The organism is Lacticaseibacillus mingshuiensis (assembly GCF_016861785.1).
GTDB lineage: Bacteria > Bacillota > Bacilli > Lactobacillales > Lactobacillaceae > Lacticaseibacillus > Lacticaseibacillus mingshuiensis.
The window spans coordinates 29,786-46,551 of sequence record NZ_BOLS01000009.1; the positions used below are offsets into that span (position 1 = coordinate 29,786).

Sequence of the window (16,766 nt, forward strand, 5' to 3'; positions counted from 1 at the left end):
GCAAAAAAATAGCGGACAGGCCACAAACGCCCATCCGCCGCGAAATAAATCGTTAAATTTCTTGATATGTGCCAGTAGACCCACTATAGGCAAACTGATGCGCGACCCCGCTGACTTCCACGAAGATCGTGTCGTAATGCTGGTCCAGCCCATCAACACTCAGCGCGACCCGCACCTCGTTGTCATCAACATCGATGACATAGCGATTGAAGGCCCCATTTTGATAGGCAAAATCCTCGCCATTGTCCTGGTAGTGCTCATAATGCCCATGCGTGCCGAAGACTTTGAAGCCCAGCGTATCCTCCGTGGCTGGTTCCACGTATTCGACCAGTGGCCGAAGCGGCAGGATGCTATTGTTTTTCACAAACAGCGGCAAGTGGTCCAGCGGGGCGGCCACGACGTAATAATCGCCGCCTGTGTAAGCCTCGCCGGTCCAATAATCCAGCCACTCGCCGGCCGGCAGATAGACCATCCGGTGATCGACGCCCGGCGCCACCACCGGCGCCGCCAGCAGCGTCTCCCCGACCAAAAATTCATCGTTGATAGTCTGCGCGGTCGCGTCGTCTTGATAATGTAGCACAAGGGGCCGCATCACCGGCAGCCCGGTACGGGTGCCGGCTTCAAACAGATCGTACAACAGATCCAGCAGACGGTAGCGCAATTCCAGCATCTTGCGATAGATCGCCAAGGTGGGCTCGCCGAACACCCATGGCTCTTGAAGCGGCGTGCCAATTGCGGAATGATTGCGCAACAACGGGGAAAAGATCGCCGCCTCGATCCACCGCGTCAACAGTTCCGGCGTCGCACTTTCGCCAAAGCCGCCGATATCAGTGCCGGCAAAACTGAAGCCGGACAGCCCCAAGTTGGTGAGCTGCGGAACCACCAGCCGCAACAGCGCCCAAGTCGAGCGATTATCGCCGGTCCACACCGTCGCGAATTTTTGCGTGCCACTGAAGGCCGCGCGCGTGATGATGAACGGCCGCTTGCCTGTTTTCGCCTTCATTCCGGCATAGGTCGCGCGAGCCATGTTGTGGGCATAAACGTTGTGCAGCTCGAGAATCGTGGTGCCATGGTCCTCATCCGTCAGCGCCACATCATCCGGCAGTGGCCCGTCGAAGCTGGCCGGCTCGTTCATGTCGTTCCAGATGCCGCTCACACCATTTTCCGTGAGAAAATCGGTATTGTGCGCCCACCACTTGCGGATGGACGGCGCGCCAAAATCGGGAAACACCGACTTGCCCGGCCAGACCCGGTTGACATACAGCTTGCCGGCCGCGTCCTTGGCAAAATAGCCATGTGCGACGCCTTCATCATAGACCCGATAGCCGGGATCCTGCTTGACCCCTGGATCAATGATCGTGACGACCTTCACGCCGTCTTCGCCGAGCTGCGCGACCATTTGCTTGAAGTCGGGAAAACGTTTGGGATCCGTCGTGAACACGCGATACCCATCCATATAATCGATGTCGAGGTGAATCGCATCAAATGGCAGGTGGTACTCACGCATTTTCGCCGCCACCGTTTCGACCGTCTGGCGATTCATATAGCTCCAGCGACTTTGCTGATAGCCCAGCGTCCATTTTTGCGGCAGCGGTGTGGTCCCTGTCAGCCAGGTATACTCGCCCACCACATCCGGCATGGCCGGCCCGGCGAAAATGTAGTAATCCAGTCGCCCCGCCACCGCATTGTAATAGAAGTAATCGCGGCTTTCGCGGCCCAGATCCAGCCGACTCGGAAACGTGTCCGGGAAAAATAGGCCGTATGCGCGGTCCTCATGCAGGCCGATGACAAACGGAATGCTCTTGTACAGCCGCACCAGGTCTTCTTGATGCGGCGTCGGGTCATCCGAGTTCCAATTTTCCCAGGCGTACCCACGCTTGTCAGTGAAGCCCGTCTTGTCGCCCAGGCCGTAAAAATGATCGTCATCCGCCAAAGTGAACGCGACCTCGATCGGCGTTGCGCCCGGCACATCGGACACATGATGCTCACCGACCATGGCGTGGTGCGCCGCCGCATGTTCGGCGTCGGCCAGCGCTGGATCCGCATTGGTATCAAGCGGCTGACGGCGGCCGCGATACGCCGTCACCACCGGCTGGCCTGACGCATCGACGACATCCACATACCCCACTGCGTCCATCGTCAGCGTTAACGCCGACGTGGCCAGCGTCACATGGTCGCCGTGATCATCGACGACCGCTGCGACAGCCTGCGCCTGCCCGCTCACCACGTCGCGGTTGTGCGGCGCCGGCACGTCTGCGTCATACACATGCAAAATCGCCGGCGTGAGCACCGTCACACCGCGTTTTCTCCCATCGGCCAACGTGATCAGCCACGTGCCTTGTGCCTCTGTGCTCTGAATGGTGATCTCACTCACAATCAATAACCTCCATGACCGCTAGTGTTGCGCGTTGAAAGCGGCCTCAATTTGGCTCAATTGTAACGCAGCAGTGGTCGGAACGATATAGTCGGCTTGCGCCAAAACAGTCTTGTCGCCGATGCCCACGGCGAATTGGCCTGCCGCCTTGATCGCCGCCACCCCGGCTGAGGCGTCCTCAAACGAGACCACCTCGTCCGCCTGCAGCCCCGCCAGTTCCTGGGCCCGCACATAGATCTCCGGATCAGGTTTGCCGCGATGCAGTGTAGCCGGATCCACGACGCCATCAAAATCAGCCGCGATCTTCAGCTGACGCAAAATCGTCGGGGCATTTTTTGACGCCGAGGCAATGATCATTTTCAGCTGCTTGGTCTTCGCATCCGCCAACAGTTGGGGAATCCCTGGCAAAATATCGGCTGGGGTCATGCTTTTGATCGCCTCGACATACATCGCGTTTTTCTTGGTCGCCAACGCTTCCTTTTCCGCCTCGGTGAAGCGGTCTTCCTGGCCGGCGCCGCGCAAAATAAAGTCCAGCGAATCCATTCGCGAGCGGCCGCGCAAGCCATCGTTGGCTTCCGGTGGCAACGTGATGCCGATCGATTCAGCAACCTTGCCCCAGGCGGCGAGATGGAACTTCGCCGAATCCGTCAACACCCCGTCCAGATCAAACAGTAAGCCTTTTAACATCGTATCATTCCCTTTCAATAAAAAGCGCCGCGCCATTTCCAGCGCGGCGCCAGCCAATTATCTTTCCGCCCCAGGCAATGCCACAGCCTTGCCATTGACGACCACAGTCAGAGCCGGGCCGGCCACCAGCGCGATGTCCGTGCCTTCGCGGGTGACGGAGATCGCCAGCGTGCGCCCGCGATACAGGATCTTGAAGCTGTAATGCGTCCAGTCCTTTGGCAAAAACGGCTTGAACGACAGTTGATCATCGTTGTCGCGCATCCCCGCAAAGCCCTGAACGATCGCGAGCCACGAGCCTGACATCGAGGTGATGTGCAACCCGTCTGTCGTGTCGTTGTTGTAATTGTCCAGATCCAGCCGCGCGGTGCGAGCATACAACTCGACGGCCTTGTCTTCCTTGCCAAGCTCCGCCGCCAAGATCGCGTGAATCGACGCACTCAGCGAACTTTCATGCACCGTCAGCGGTTCGTAAAAGTCGAAGTTCTTCTCCTTTTGTTCCCGCGTGAAGCGGTCATTCAGGAAATAGATGCCCTGCAAGACATCCGCCTGTTTGATATACGGGCTGCGCAAAATGTGATCCCAGGACCAGTGCTGATTGATCGGCCGCTGATCGGCAGGAATGCTGCTGGCCGGGCGCAGATCCTTGTCCAGGAATGTGTCGTGCTGGACGAAGATGCCAAGGTCCTTGTCTTCCGGAAAATACATCCGGTCGATGATGTCCTGCCAGTGCGCCTTTTCTTCATCGGAGACTGCCAATTTTTCAACGACAGCCTTGTCCGCTTTCGGCAGGCGCGCCAACGTGTATTGCAGCGTCCACTGGGCCATCGTGTTGGTGTACCAGTTATTATTGACGTTGTTTTCGTATTCATTCGGCCCGGTGACCCCGTGGATCATATACTGGCCTTGGCGCTGGGAAAAATGCACCCGGTCCGCCCAAAAGCGGCTGATGCCAACCAACACATCGATTCCCGTTTCGTTGACATAGCTCTCGTCGCCCGTATAATCGGTGTACTGCTTGATGGCAAAAGCAATCGCGCCATTGCGGTGGATCTCCTCAAACGTGATCTCCCACTCGTTGTGGCACTCGATGCCATTGAACGTCACCATCGGGAACAGCGCCCCGGCAAGGCCCTGTTGCTGGGCGTTGTGATACGCGCCGGGCAACTGGTCGTGGCGGTATTGAAGCAGCGCGCGCGTGACATCCGGCTTGGTCGTGGCCAGATACATCGGCACGATGTAGGCTTCCGTGTCCCAATACGTCGCACCACCATATTTTTCGCCGGTGAAGCCCTTTGGCCCGATGTTCAGCCGTTTGTCCTCGCCGTAATACGTCATGAAGAGTTGGAAAATGTTGAAACGGATGCCCTGTTGCGCCGCGTCATCGCCATCGATCACGACATCCGACAACGCCCAGCGCTTCGCCCAAATGGCCGTCTGCGCATCGAGCAAGCCGGTCCAGCCAGCGTCAAGCGCCTGTGCCATCAGCTTGGCCGCGGCCTCACCCTGGTCTTCGCTTGCCACATCGCGGCTCGTGACCACGATCACCGTTTTGACCAGCTCAGCCGTCTCGCCGGCAGCCAGCGTGAAGCTTGCCTCGCGCTGGACCCGACCGCTCGTCGCGGAAGCGGTGCCTTGAAGCGGCTGACCATTCAGCGTCGTGTGCTGTTTGAGCAACACGCTGAATTGTGGCACCTTGAACGGATTCGGTTTGGTGATCAACTGAATGGTCTCCGCCTCACTGTTTTCACCCAGCGGCTGCCAGAAACCGTCCTCGTAATTCGAGTCCTCGTTCACGACATTGCCATCAAGCGCCGGGGTCGCCGTGAGCGTCGCCGTCCCCGTCAACGCCTCAGCAGTCAGCTTGATCAGCCCGGCTTCCTTGATCTCGTTGGATAAGAACCGCTGGAAGGTGAGCCGAACTTTGGCGCCGCCTGCCTCGACCACGAAGCTGCGGGTCAACAGGCCCTGGTGCATGTCCAGCTCAAGCGAAAAATCGCTCGGTTGAAGTGTCGCCAGATCAATTTTCACGCCATTGAGCGTCAGCCCGAAGTCGATAAAGCTCGGGGCGTTGATCGCCTTGCCAAAATACTCGGGATACCCATTTTTCCACCAGCCGACCCGGGTCTTGTCTGGATACCAGACCCCGGCCAGATAGGTGCCTTGCAGGTGGTCGCCGGAATAGCCCTCCTCAAAGTTGCCGCGCATACCCATGTAGCCGTTGCCGATCGCAGTCAGGCTCTCTTGCAGGCGCTTGTCCTCGGGGGTCAGCGTGCGACTTTTGATCACCCAAGGATCGATCTCAAAAATTCGTTTCATATGTCTTCACTTCTCCTTGTCACTGTTCACATTCCTAAGCGTAAAGGCAGCCAGGCGGCACGACAACAGACGCCTCGGTGTTACCGATAACAACCTCACCGGTCGAAAAAAGCGGGGCAACACGCGTTTGTCCCGCTTTTTTGGTGCGCCTTGTGGTTGGCGGGCGCTGGGTTGATTGGAAAAATTGGAAGCGGTAGGCCGCGAGTGTGCGTTGGTAGGTCTGATTATTGCGCACCGTCATTTCGCGGTATCAGTTGCGGAGGTCCGCCATTTCAGAATCCTCGTGCTGCGCCCCGCATACCGGGAACAGCTAGCTACGGCAATCGCCCGATGGCCAAGTGCGCCATCAACCGCTTGCCTAGGCTACCTGTCCCGGTATGAGCGCGGGACTCCGCACTGGCCTTTATCCTCGTGTTGCGCCCCGCATGGTCGAGGCATATAGGTCGGCAGGCGAACCGGCCTAAGACCAGGCCAATCCGCCTGCCGAGCCTATCTGCTCGACCATAAGCGCGGGGCTCCGCACTGGCCTCTTCGCACTGGTTTTATCCTTTATCCGCACCCTGTGTAATGCCGTTGACGTAGAACTTCTGCATGATCACGAAGATGATGGTGATCGGGATGGCGATGATCACACATCCTGCGATGAACTGCGCGAAATAGGTGGTTGAGGCGCCTTTTGCGCTGTGCAGCATGTTGTACAGGCCGTACGCGATGGTGTAGTCCTTTGGGTTGCCGGATGAACTCAGGATGATGCCTGAGAAGATGAAGTCGACCCAGGGCGCCATGAAAGTGGTCAAGGCGGTGTAGACGATCATCGGGCGTGACAGCGGCAGGCCCACGTGAATGAAGCTTTGCCACTTGGTTGCGCCATCCATCACGGCCGCCTCATCGATTGCAATCGGAATGGTGTCGAAGAACCCTTTTGCAATGTAGAACCCGAGGCCCGCGCCACCGATGTAGACCATCGTCAAGCCGGCCAGGTTCAGCATGTTGAAGGACTTCAGGATGTAGTACAAGGCGATCATCGACATGAACCCAGGGAACATGCCCAGGACCAAGGCGATCTGCAGAAACGGCTTCCGGAATTTGAAACGCAGCCGCGACAGCGAATACGCAACGGAGATCGTCACGAAGGTCGACAGCACCATGGAGACCAAGGAGACCACCAGAGTGTTGCGGATCCAGTACAGGAATGGGAACTGGCTATTAGTCAAGATCCCCACATAATTTTGAATGGTGAACTGCTCCGGCCAGATCGTGGAAATGAAGCCCGTGTCGTTATAGGAAAAACTCGCAAGCACGATCCACACGATCGGAAAAAGCCAGACCAGCGCCAAGAAGATCAACAACACATAACGCGAGATCAAGGAGACGCGTTGACGTTCATGATAAGATTTCATCTCGTTAGCCCTCCTTGAATGCGTTTGTGCGACGGTATGCCAGCAGCGAGAACACCGCACTGATGATGAAGATCAAAATCCCCAAGACCGCCGAGGCGTTGTAGCGCTGCAGCTGCCCGAATGTCAGGTTATACAGCCAGGTGACAAGCAGGTCGGTATCGCCGGCACCGTTGTAGTTGTTGTTCATCGGATACCCGCCCGTCAACAGATAGATGACGTTGAAGTTGTTGATGTTGCCGATGAATTGTTGAATGAGACTCGGCGCCATGACGAACAAGATCTGTGGGAACGTGATGTGGCGGAAAACTTGAAGTGGGCCCGCCCCATCCATCCGCGCCGCTTCGATCTGATCTTGCGGCAGGTTCTGAATGATCGCGGTGGAGACCAGCATGGACACTGGGATCCCGATCCACATGTTGACCACGATGACCGTGGCCCGCGCGACCCACGGATTGGCGGATGCGCCGATGAAGTTGATCGCGTGATCGATCCAGCCCCAGCTGAGCAGCAAGTTGTTCAGTGGTCCTTGCAGATCAAGGAACTGGGCCATCAAAAGCAGTGACACGAATTGCGGCACGGCGTACACGATGATGAACAGCGTGCGCCAGAAGCCCTTAAGTTTGATTCCTTTTGATTCGATCAGCATCGCCAGCAAAACGCCGAAGAAGAACGTGGTGGCCGTGGCCATCACCGCCCACAGCAGCGTCCAGCCCAGAACTGGGAAGAACGTGCCGGCCAGGTCCCCAGAAAGGACTTGGCCGAACGCCTGGAACCCGGTCCAGGAAAAGGCGATCGCGTGCTCGCGGTTATAATTGGTGAACGCCATCGAGATCATGTACATCGTTGGCAACACGGTGAAGGCCACAATCAAAATGATTGGAATGGTCATCAACGTCGCGTGCAGGCGGGTATCAAACAGGGACTTGAGCTCCTGTTTGTTGGTCTCGATCGTTTCATGGTCGCGGTCTGCGACATATAGATTGCGGGTCGAGCGCAAGTTGAAGATATACAGGCCAATCAGCGCCGCCAAGATGATCAGCGCCAGCACCCCGAACAGCAGGATGACCACCGAATTGCTCGGCAACTTGGTGATGTAGATCCCCTGGGCGTTGTCGAAGACCACTTTTTTGGCCTTGATCGGACCCAGCGAGGTGAAAAGCGACAGCTCACTGATCCCAGTGTGGATGAGCCAAACGAAGAAGCCGACTTCGATGAGTAAAAAGGCCAGGCCTTTTGCCCATTGTTTGTGCTTCAACTGGCTGGCCCCCATCACGACGAACGAGAGCTTAGTCGCCCAGTCGCCCTTGGTGAAGACTTCCCTGTATGTCGCTGCGGGCTTGCGCTTATTTTTTCTCTTAAACATAGAACCTTCTCCTTTTAAGAGAAAAGGTTGAGCGCACGGCCCAACCTTTGCTCGAGCGTCTTAAATTACTTCTTCGAAATGGCGTCTTGGAACTTCTGAAGCTGCGTCATGTAGTCGGCCGCCTTGATGGAGCCGGTGTACGCGCCGTTGGTCAGCGCCGCCGCATCATTCCAGACCGTTGCCATTTGCGACATCTTCGGCATCAAAGTCGAAACGGCGGACTGCTTGTCGACCGCAACGGCCACCGGATCAGCCTTCACATCAGAGGCGTCAAGGGCTTCCTTGTTAACAGGGATCTGACCTTGGCTCTTGTAAAGTTCCGTCTGACCGGCTTTGTTGGTGACCCAAGCCGCCAGCGTCTGTGCCGCTTTTTGGTTCTTCGTCGCGGTGTGCGAGTTAACGGCAAATGCCATCACGCCGATAAAGGCCTGCATCTGCTTTTGCTCGCCATTGATGGTCAGCGTCGGCAGCGTGGTCACAGCGAAGTTATCGCCGAGCAAGTTCTTGATGTTCGTGGCATCCCATGGGCCGTCGATGATCGCACCGACCTTGCCAGCCTTGAGCTGGTTCAACGCGTTAGACGTCTGCATGACACCCTTGTTCGCCTTTTGCTCAGAGAACCACTTCATTGCGGCAACGCCTTCGTCGGAAGCAACGGTGGAGCCGTCCAGCGTTTCGCCATCATCGCCGTAAAGCTTGGTGCCGGCGGTCAGGAAAACAGGATAGACGTTGTATGGCACGGTGAAGTCCAGCCCGATCACACCTTTAGCCGTCAAGCTGTCCCAAGACTTTACATCGTCTGCGGACAATTTGCTCTTGTTGTAATAAAGGGTGTTGGCTTGCTGGGCCCATGGATAGCCGTACATCTTATCCTTCCAGGTCATCGCAGTGGCGGCCATGTCGATGTTGTCGGCTTTGACTTCCTTTTCTGCGTCTGGTGAAAGTGGATTGATGTAGCCGGCTTCAGCCATTTGGCCCAGCTGATCATTTGGCACCTGGAAAACATCCGCGGCCTTGGCCGGGTCCTTGCCGACATCCGTCTTCGCGTTGGATGAACCGTTCGGGCTTTGTGTCAGCTTAACATTAACATCCGGGTACTTCTTTTCAAAACTGGCGACCAGTTTCTTATAAGATGGCACCTGCGCGGTATCGACCCAGAGGGTGACATCGCCGGAGATCTTGGTGGCAGTGGAACTCTTCGTAGAGCTATCACTGGACGACGAACCGGAGCCGCAAGCGGCGAGCAACGTGATCGCAACCAGCGATGCGCTCCCCATGATGACCTTTTTCCATAACTTCATAATGCTATTCCTCCCTAATGAAATAGACTGATAACGCCTAACTTGAAGTGGCGATAAGTGAGCTCATATGATTTTAAAAATTGGTCTAGCCAAAATTATTTCATCGAAGTTCGCCTGTCGCTGCCTTACGTATTTTATTATGCAAAGTTGAAACCGCTTTTACAATCAATAAACCTTTGTTACCGTTATCAGAATCAGCTGATGGATACAACGACCCCAAGCGGCAAAAGCGCGCCATCGCCGAACTGTTGGGTGTAGGCCGGGGCTTGGACAGTGACTGCGACCGGTTGTGCCGTCGTGTTGAACAAGCCGACCAGGGTCTGATCTCCAAGCACCCGCGTCACCTGAATCAGGCCATCATCGCGCACCTCAAGCTGAGTGGTACCGGTGCCGAGCAGCTTGGCAAACCGGTGCCGAAGCGCGATCAGCTGCTGGACCCGTTGCCAGATCGGCTGGCCGAGCTGCGACCAGTCCATCGGCTTGCGGTCATCCGGATCGTTGTCCCCTTCCATTCCCATTTCGGTGCCGTAATAAATGCACGGTGCGCCGGTCTGCAGGAACGTGAAGGCCAGCGCCTGCAGCGCCTTGTCCTCATTGCCCCCTGCGATCGTGCGAATGCGCGGCGTGTCATGGGAATCCAGCATGTTGAGCATCACCTGATCCGTCTGATCGCGATACAACATCAGCTGATCGACCAGCAGCGCCATCGCCGTTTTCGCGTCCTGTTTTCCCGTCAGGAAGTGGTGCTCGATCTGCTGGGTGAACGCATAATTCATCACGCCATCAAACTCGGTGCCGTTGAGCCAATTTTGGCTGGAATGCCAGATCTCACCAAGAATGTAAAAGTCCGGCTTGACCGCCTTGCACGCCGCGTTGAACTTTGCCCAGAAATGATGATCGACCTCGTTGGCCACATCCAGCCGCCACGCGTCGATGTCAAACTGTTTGATCCAATACGTCGCCACCGTCAACAGATAGTCCTGCACCTCGGGGTTGGCCGTGTTGAGCTTGGGCATGTTGTCGCCAAACGCAAACGTGTCAAATTGCGGCGCGCCTTCCTTGAGCACCGGGTTGCGGTAAGGGGTCACCGGGAACTCGTAAATGTGGAACCAGTCTTTGAAACGGGACTGCTCCCCATTTTCAACAACGTCCAGCCACTGCGGCGACGCGTAGCCCATGTGATTGAACACCGCGTCCAGCATCACCTTCATGCCGCGCTTGTGCGCCTCGTTGACGAGCTTGGCAAACAGCGCCTTGTCGCCAAAATCCGGGTCGATCTCAAGGTAATCGATCGTGTCGTACTTATGATTGGAGCTGGCCTTGAACAGCGGGCAGAAATATAGCCCGTTGATGCCCAAATTCTGCAGGTCGTCCAGATGATCCAAAACGCCCTGCAAGTCGCCGCCATAATAATCTTCACGGCCGGGATGGTCGCTTGGCTGCCACGGTTTCGTGCCGGCGGGGTCGTTGGCCTTGTCGCCATTGGCAAAGCGCTCCGGAAAGATCTGGTACCACACCGTTTCCTTCACCCAATCCGGCGTTTTGACCCGGTCGATCTGGTGAAAATACGGCATCCGAAAATAGTTGCCAAGCTCCTGCCGCTCTTCTTCCGAATCCGCGCGCGTGCCGCGGTCGCCAAACAGCGTGGTCGTGCCATCTGTGCCGGTCACCACAAAGAGGTACTGCAGGCGGCGATACGGTGCTGTGAGCGTGGTGCCCCAGTAGTCCTGAAGCTGACCCGTCCCAAGCTTTACCAGCGTCTTTTCGTGATAAATGAACGTCATCTTGCCATCGCGGTCCTCAAACCAGTTCGGGTCGTTGAACAAAACGGAGACGCCTGCGACATCCCCCGCCTTGGCGTGCAGGCGTACGCGCATGTGAGTCGGGTCATACAAAAAGGCATCTTCACTTTCCGGGCGGTGCCGAAGTGCTGCTAATTCCATCTGTTAGTCCTCCATCTCTTCAACATAGACCACCCCAGCAAACGGGCTGAGCGTGAGCTGATCGCCGCTCACCGTTGCGGTGCCAGCGGTCAAGCGCGCCGTGGCCCCAGCAGAGGGCGCCGCCAGCGTCAGCGGCTGATCCGTCAAGTTGATCGCCACCAGCGCGCGGGCGCCATCAAGCCGCCGTTCATACACATAACTGCGATCATCCGTCGTCTGCAAAAAGTCATCGCCGCCTGCGAACAACGGCGTCTTTTTCAACTTAATCAGGGCCTGATAAAAGTGTAACACGCTACCCCCTTGCGCTTCCTCATCGCGGGCATTGCGCGTCTCGTCGCGCTGGCCATCCAGCCACGGCTGATACGTGGAAAATCCGCTGTTGGCGCCAGTCTCCCACTGCATCGGCCCGCGCGCCGGCATTTTGTGCGTCGCATTGACCATCGTCAAGATCGCATCGTCTTCGTAACCCGCCGCCTTAGCCTGAGCGAAGAAGTCATCCACATTCAAGTCCTTGAACGCCGCTTGATCCGGCAGCGCCATATTTTCCATGCCGAGCTCTTCGCCGTAATAGATCACCGGAATCCCGCGCTGTAAGTACATCAGCATCGCCAGACTCTTCACCTGCGTGTCATGCAGCGGCCCGGGCTTGGCGTAGCGCGTCGCCACCCGCGGCATATCGTGATTGTTCCAATAAAGCACCGGCAGCGACACCCCGGCGAGCGTTTGTTGCCACGTCACCTGATTTTGCTTGAACCCCGGAATATCCATCGGCTGCGGCTGCATCCCCGCCGGAATCCGCGGATCCACCTGGCTGGCGTCATCGGCAAACGTCCGGAACGTGATCACACTGTCCATCAACCCGTTATGCTTGCTCGTATAATCCACCGCCAAATTGACATTCGCACTTGCCGCCTCGCCCAGCAAAAACGTGTCTGGGTAATCCGTCCTGATCTGCGCGCAAAACGGCCGCAGCCACGCCTGGACATTCGGCAGATTGGCGAAAAATGGCTCGGCGACCACCGACGATTTTTCACCTGGGGCCAGCGGAAAGTCCTGCCGCAGATCCGCCTTGGCGATGTGAATGAACGCATCCAGCCGAAGCCCATCGACCCCCTTGTTCAGCCAAAAATCGGCGACATCGCCCATCGCATGGCGCACCTCCGGATTTTGCCAATTCAGATCCGGCATGTGCTTGTCAAACAGGTGAAAATACGACTGCCCCGTGCCCGCTGGATCTGGCGCCCACACCGACCCACCGAAAAAGCTGCCCCAGTTATTGGGCCGCTTCCCATTTTCCCCAGCGAACAGATAGTAGTCGCGGTAAATGCTCTTCGGGTCGGCGATCGCGTCTTGAAACCAGGGATGCTGATCCGACGTGTGGTTGAGCACAAAATCCATGATCAGGTGAATGCCGTGCTGGTGCAGGTCGTCGATCAGCCCTTCCATATCGGCCATCGTCCCCATCGCCGGGTCGATGGCAAAATAGTTCGCAATATCATAGCCATTGTCCACTTGCGGCGACACAAACACAGGATTGAGCCACACCGCGTTGATGCCAAGCGAGACCAGATACGGAATGCGCCGGCGGATCCCCGCCAGGTCGCCGATGCCATCGCCATTGCTGTCCTGAAACGACTTCGGGTAGATCTGGTAGATCACCGCATTATCAAACCACTTCGCCATAGTTATCCCCTCTCTTTGTTCCTCCTAAGCGTAAAAAAACGCGCCAGCTGGAGCAACCAGCAAGCGCCTGTTAGCGATAACAAAAGGAAAGGGTGCGGAGCCGAGCGCTTAGGGGTGGGCAGCTAACTTGGCTCGGGTGCTTGGGGCGCTCTTAGCCCCGAGTGCACGAGACAGTTAGATGTCCCACCCCTGCTCGGCGCAGCCCAACTGAAGGGTGCGGAGCCGAGCGCTTTTGGGGTGGGCAGCTAACTGGGCTCGGGTACTTGAGACGTTTATGTTCTCCTCCCTTTTCCCACCAGTTGACTGTCACGATTGTTTCGGCACCTCTCGCATACGACTGATGACAATCGGGATCGTCCATGTTACTCTATTTATAGAGATGATGACCATACAAAAAGAGCGCGGTCACCAGCCGCGCCCCCGAGAAGACTCTCTCTCACATAGTATGGTGATCCCACTACATCAGTTCAAAAAGCCGCTAACTGTGGAAAGCTTAGGCGGCTTTTTGTGTCTGACGAATTATTTCTCTCGCCTTACTCTCGCAAAATCGCGCCACGCCTGGGTGCAGGCGGCCAATAATTGCACCACCAACAGGCATTCCTCTAGTAGCTGCCGAAGCAGGCACACCAGAGTAAACACGCATGCGAGAGTCACTATGGCCAAATGCGCCACAGGGACAAATATCCTCCTTTCTCAAAGATTTCAGCGATAGCAGAATGTTTCACTGCATCGGCATCATCTCCTCCCGGGGGATCACCGCTCTTACTGTGTTGCTCATAGTATACCAGAGAACGGTCGTTTAAAAGAACAATAAAAGAAAAATATTTCCTTATATAAAAGGGAAAAACGCCAATATAGATAACAAACACAGTCGACTTCTAGATTGCTTTTCAAACAGAATTGATACGCTAAATTTTTTACACTAGCCCCTCAAGCCAACTGGTGACATTCGCAGCTGTCCATGTTACTCTAGTTTTAGAGATGATGACCATACAAAAAGAGCCCGGGTGTCGACCGCGCCTTCGAGAGCGAACCTCTCTCACATCGTATGGTGATCCCACAGATTAATTCAAAGAGCCGCTAGCTGTGGAAGCGTGAGCGGCTTTTTGTATGGCGACTTACTTGACTTGCCATGCTCTCACTAAATCGCGCCAAGCCAAAATGCAGGCGGTTAAGACAAAAAAAATACGCCACCTGCGAGTCTCCCCGCAAGTGGCGTATTTGCGTCTCATCAAACTTATTTTCGCATCGAGTCGCGGATCACGAGCTCCGGTGTCACCAGCAGTTCTCCCTGTGGCGAGCCAGACTGCGCGATCTTTTGCAACAACATCCGCGCGCACAGCCGGCCGATCTCTTGAATCGGCTGCTTGACCGTGGCGAGTTTGGGATTGGAGACCTGATCCAAAAAGACGCCATCGAAGCCGAACACGCCAAAATCATTGGGAATGGCTGCGTCGTGATGCGCCAGGCCCCGGACAATGCCGATCGCCAGCCGATCACTGGCACAAATAAACGCCGTGTTGCGAGCGAATTTTTGCCAATTGTCGTTGATGAACTGTTCTGATAAATGACTGTGGTTGGCCATCCGGTAGATCTTCGGAATCATCTGGTGCTGCTGCATGGTGTTGATGAAGCCGGCCTCGCGCGAATATTCGAACGCCTCTTTCACATCGATGCCGATGAACACCAGCGACTGATAATTCTTGGCGATTGCGTATTCGGTGGCCATGGTCGTGCCCTGTTTATTGTCCGTATCGACAAAATCATACCCGTACCGATTTTCACCAAACACTACCGCGGGCTTCTCCAGCCGGTCGAGCCATTCCTGGTCCTTGGCCCGGGCACCGGTGATGATGTAGCCATCCGAGTTTCCCAGGTCATAATTGCGGCTCGTGACCAGCTGCAGCGCGTACTGCTTTTCATCCAGGCCCTTGGCGATGCCAAACAACAGATTCATATAGTAGGGTTCGGTGGTGTCGATATCTTCCAGAATGAAAAACTTGATCACCTGGCTGCGGTTGTTGGCCAATGCCTTCGCCGCCACATTCGGCCGGTAATCGAGGTCTTTCATTGCCGCGAAGACGAGCTGCTTGAGCTCATCTGTCACCTGCCCTGGGTGGTTGATGACCCGCGACACCGTCATCTTCGAGACATTTGCTTTCTTGGCGACATCCGATAATGTGATCACGTTAACGCCCCCTCGCGTCTATTTTACAACGATGGCAGCCCTGCTTGGTGAAAATTTCACGCCTGCGCCGGATCGACCAGCCGCTGGAAGAAAAATGCGTTGCCATCGAAGCGATATTCCACAATGCCGCAATTTGGCAGGCGCTTTTTTTGCTGAGCCCCATCCGGCTGCGGCCACAGGCTCATGAAATTGCGAATCGCCCCCGCATGCGACACGATCAGCGTCGTTTCCGCCGGTTCGTGTTGCATCAGTTGCAACACCGTTTGGCCGATGCGCGCCCGAATCTGCGTCTCACTCTCCCCGCCATACGGGACAAAAAAGTCGCCATACGGAATCTTCGGGTTGAGGTATTCCGGTTGCGCCTCAAACTCACCAAAGCCCCATTCGCGCAGGCCCTTGACCCGCGTATACGGCTGAGCGGTGACCAACTCCAGCGTGTCCGCAGCGCGCTCGGCGGTTGAACAATATGCCGCGCCGAAGTGGATGCCTGCCTGCTGGAACCAATCGCGTGCCCGTTTTCCCTGCTGAATGCCCTTGGCCGTCAGCGGCGAATCGCACCATCCCTGAATGCGGCCCTGCACATTGAACAACGTCTCGCCGTGCCGCATCAGATATACTGTCTGCATTACCTGAGCCCCTTTTCCTTGACCGGATCGATCACGCGTTTGAAGTGAAAAAGTGTCCCGTCAAACGCATATTCGGCGATGCCGCAGTTCGGCAAGTGGTTGGCCAATTCGGTCTCATCTTCCGGCCGCCACAACACCATGAAGTTGCGAATCGCCCCTGCATGCGACACGACCAGCGTTGACGCCGCCTCTTCGCGCTGCATCAGCGTCAGCATCGTGTACCCCATCCGCGTTTGGACCTGCGTCTGACTTTCCCCACCGCGCTTGAGAAAATAGTCCCCATAAGACTTGGCGAGGTCGACATGCCCGATTGTCGCTTCAAGATCACCAAAATGCCACTCGCGCAGCCCATCCAGCTTGGTGAATGGTTGATCCGTGACAATTTTCAACGTGTCCTGCGCGCGCTTGACGGTCGACGCATACGCCGCCCCAAACGTGATGCCGTTGTCTTGAAACCAATCGCGGGCGGCTTCGGCTTGGGCGATGCCGTTTGCGGTCAGCGGCGAATCCACCCAGCCCTGAATGCGGCCTTCTTGGTTAAACACCGTTTGGCCGTGGCGCATGAGATATACGGTCTGCAACAATGATCGACTCCTTTTGCGTGAATGACTCCAGTATACCCCACGTTGCGGGCGGGTGCAGAATGGCGAAGGTGGCGGTTGTGCCCTGATTGCTCCTGGGCACAAGCCGAAACGCTGGATCGTGCAACTCTCTCCTCGATTCAAAAAGGGAAGTGGGACAAATGTCGCTTTTGGGCCCGACAGGTAAGTGTTCCAAGCGCCAGGTCCGAACTTTGGACCGGGTGATTGGGACCTTAGCTGCTCGGACCCGGACATTTGGCCCACGACACTGCTGTAACATTAGTGCACTATACAGGAACTGGGA

At 56.3% G+C, this 16,766-nt stretch carries 12 protein-coding genes; all 12 read right to left on the reverse strand.

Going from position 1 to position 16,766, the window contains the following annotated elements; translation table 11 throughout:
* Window positions 1–52: 52 nt before the first annotated feature.
* The 12 genes from JUE67_RS06945 to JUE67_RS07000 all read right to left on the reverse strand — a co-directional run bounded on the left by JUE67_RS06945 (window position 53) and on the right by JUE67_RS07000 (window position 16,462).
* Window positions 53–2,365, reverse strand: coding sequence for a glycoside hydrolase family 31 protein (locus JUE67_RS06945; RefSeq protein ID WP_444542884.1), 2,313 nt, complete (start codon window positions 2,363–2,365; stop codon window positions 53–55).
* Between the two features lie 30 nt (window positions 2,366–2,395).
* Window positions 2,396–3,061 carry a beta-phosphoglucomutase gene (pgmB, locus tag JUE67_RS06950; protein ID WP_203626607.1) on the reverse strand — a complete coding sequence of 222 codons (666 nt, stop codon included), beginning with the start codon at window positions 3,059–3,061 and terminating at the stop codon, window positions 2,396–2,398.
* 57 nt (window positions 3,062–3,118) lie between these two features.
* Window positions 3,119–5,377, reverse strand: a complete 2,259-nt coding sequence (locus JUE67_RS06955) for a glycoside hydrolase family 65 protein (RefSeq protein WP_203626606.1) — start codon at window positions 5,375–5,377, stop codon at window positions 3,119–3,121.
* Between the two features lie 542 nt (window positions 5,378–5,919).
* A complete protein-coding gene (locus JUE67_RS06960) occupies window positions 5,920–6,777 on the reverse strand; it encodes a sugar ABC transporter permease (protein WP_125697721.1) in 858 nt (285 codons plus the stop codon).
* Window positions 6,778–6,781: 4 nt separating this feature from the next.
* On the reverse strand, window positions 6,782–8,140 hold the full coding sequence (locus JUE67_RS06965) for a carbohydrate ABC transporter permease (RefSeq protein WP_203626605.1): 1,359 nt from the start codon (window positions 8,138–8,140) through the stop codon (window positions 6,782–6,784).
* A gap of 65 nt (window positions 8,141–8,205) precedes the next feature.
* Window positions 8,206–9,441, reverse strand: a complete 1,236-nt coding sequence (locus JUE67_RS06970) for an extracellular solute-binding protein (RefSeq protein ID WP_203626604.1) — start codon at window positions 9,439–9,441, stop codon at window positions 8,206–8,208.
* A gap of 194 nt (window positions 9,442–9,635) precedes the next feature.
* Entirely contained in the window at window positions 9,636–11,384 is a 1,749-nt protein-coding gene (locus tag JUE67_RS06975) for a glycoside hydrolase family 13 protein (RefSeq protein ID WP_203626603.1), read from the reverse strand.
* Between the two features lie 3 nt (window positions 11,385–11,387).
* Entirely contained in the window at window positions 11,388–13,067 is a 1,680-nt protein-coding gene (locus JUE67_RS06980) for an alpha-glucosidase (protein WP_203626602.1), read from the reverse strand.
* A gap of 653 nt (window positions 13,068–13,720) precedes the next feature.
* A complete protein-coding gene (locus JUE67_RS06985) occupies window positions 13,721–13,936 on the reverse strand; it encodes a hypothetical protein (protein WP_203637089.1) in 216 nt (71 codons plus the stop codon).
* A gap of 368 nt (window positions 13,937–14,304) precedes the next feature.
* On the reverse strand, window positions 14,305–15,255 hold the full coding sequence (locus tag JUE67_RS06990; RefSeq protein WP_203626601.1) for a LacI family DNA-binding transcriptional regulator: 951 nt from the start codon (window positions 15,253–15,255) through the stop codon (window positions 14,305–14,307).
* 56 nt (window positions 15,256–15,311) lie between these two features.
* On the reverse strand, window positions 15,312–15,881 hold the full coding sequence (locus JUE67_RS06995) for a histidine phosphatase family protein (protein ID WP_203626600.1): 570 nt from the start codon (window positions 15,879–15,881) through the stop codon (window positions 15,312–15,314).
* Window positions 15,881–16,462, reverse strand: a complete 582-nt coding sequence (locus JUE67_RS07000; protein ID WP_203637090.1) for a histidine phosphatase family protein — start codon at window positions 16,460–16,462, stop codon at window positions 15,881–15,883. The genes JUE67_RS06995 and JUE67_RS07000 overlap by 1 nt, the downstream gene beginning before the upstream one ends.
* Window positions 16,463–16,766 lie beyond the last annotated feature (304 nt).

What these genes read in the sequence shown, in the direction of transcription:
- JUE67_RS06960 (WP_125697721.1), bottom strand. Translation starts at nt 6,777, where the DNA reads ATGAAATCTTATCATGAACGTCAACGCGTCTCCTTGATCTCGCGTTAT.
- JUE67_RS06970 (WP_203626604.1), bottom strand. Translation starts at nt 9,441, where the DNA reads ATGAAGTTATGGAAAAAGGTCATCATGGGGAGCGCATCGCTGGTTGCG.
- JUE67_RS06965 (WP_203626605.1), bottom strand. Translation starts at nt 8,140, where the DNA reads ATGTTTAAGAGAAAAAATAAGCGCAAGCCCGCAGCGACATACAGGGAA.
- JUE67_RS06975 (WP_203626603.1), bottom strand. Translation starts at nt 11,384, where the DNA reads ATGGAATTAGCAGCACTTCGGCACCGCCCGGAAAGTGAAGATGCCTTT.
- JUE67_RS06995 (WP_203626600.1), bottom strand. Translation starts at nt 15,881, where the DNA reads ATGCAGACAGTATATCTGATGCGGCACGGCGAGACGTTGTTCAATGTG.
- JUE67_RS06955 (WP_203626606.1), bottom strand. Translation starts at nt 5,377, where the DNA reads ATGAAACGAATTTTTGAGATCGATCCTTGGGTGATCAAAAGTCGCACG.
- JUE67_RS06980 (WP_203626602.1), bottom strand. Translation starts at nt 13,067, where the DNA reads ATGGCGAAGTGGTTTGATAATGCGGTGATCTACCAGATCTACCCGAAG.
- pgmB (WP_203626607.1), bottom strand. Translation starts at nt 3,061, where the DNA reads ATGTTAAAAGGCTTACTGTTTGATCTGGACGGGGTGTTGACGGATTCG.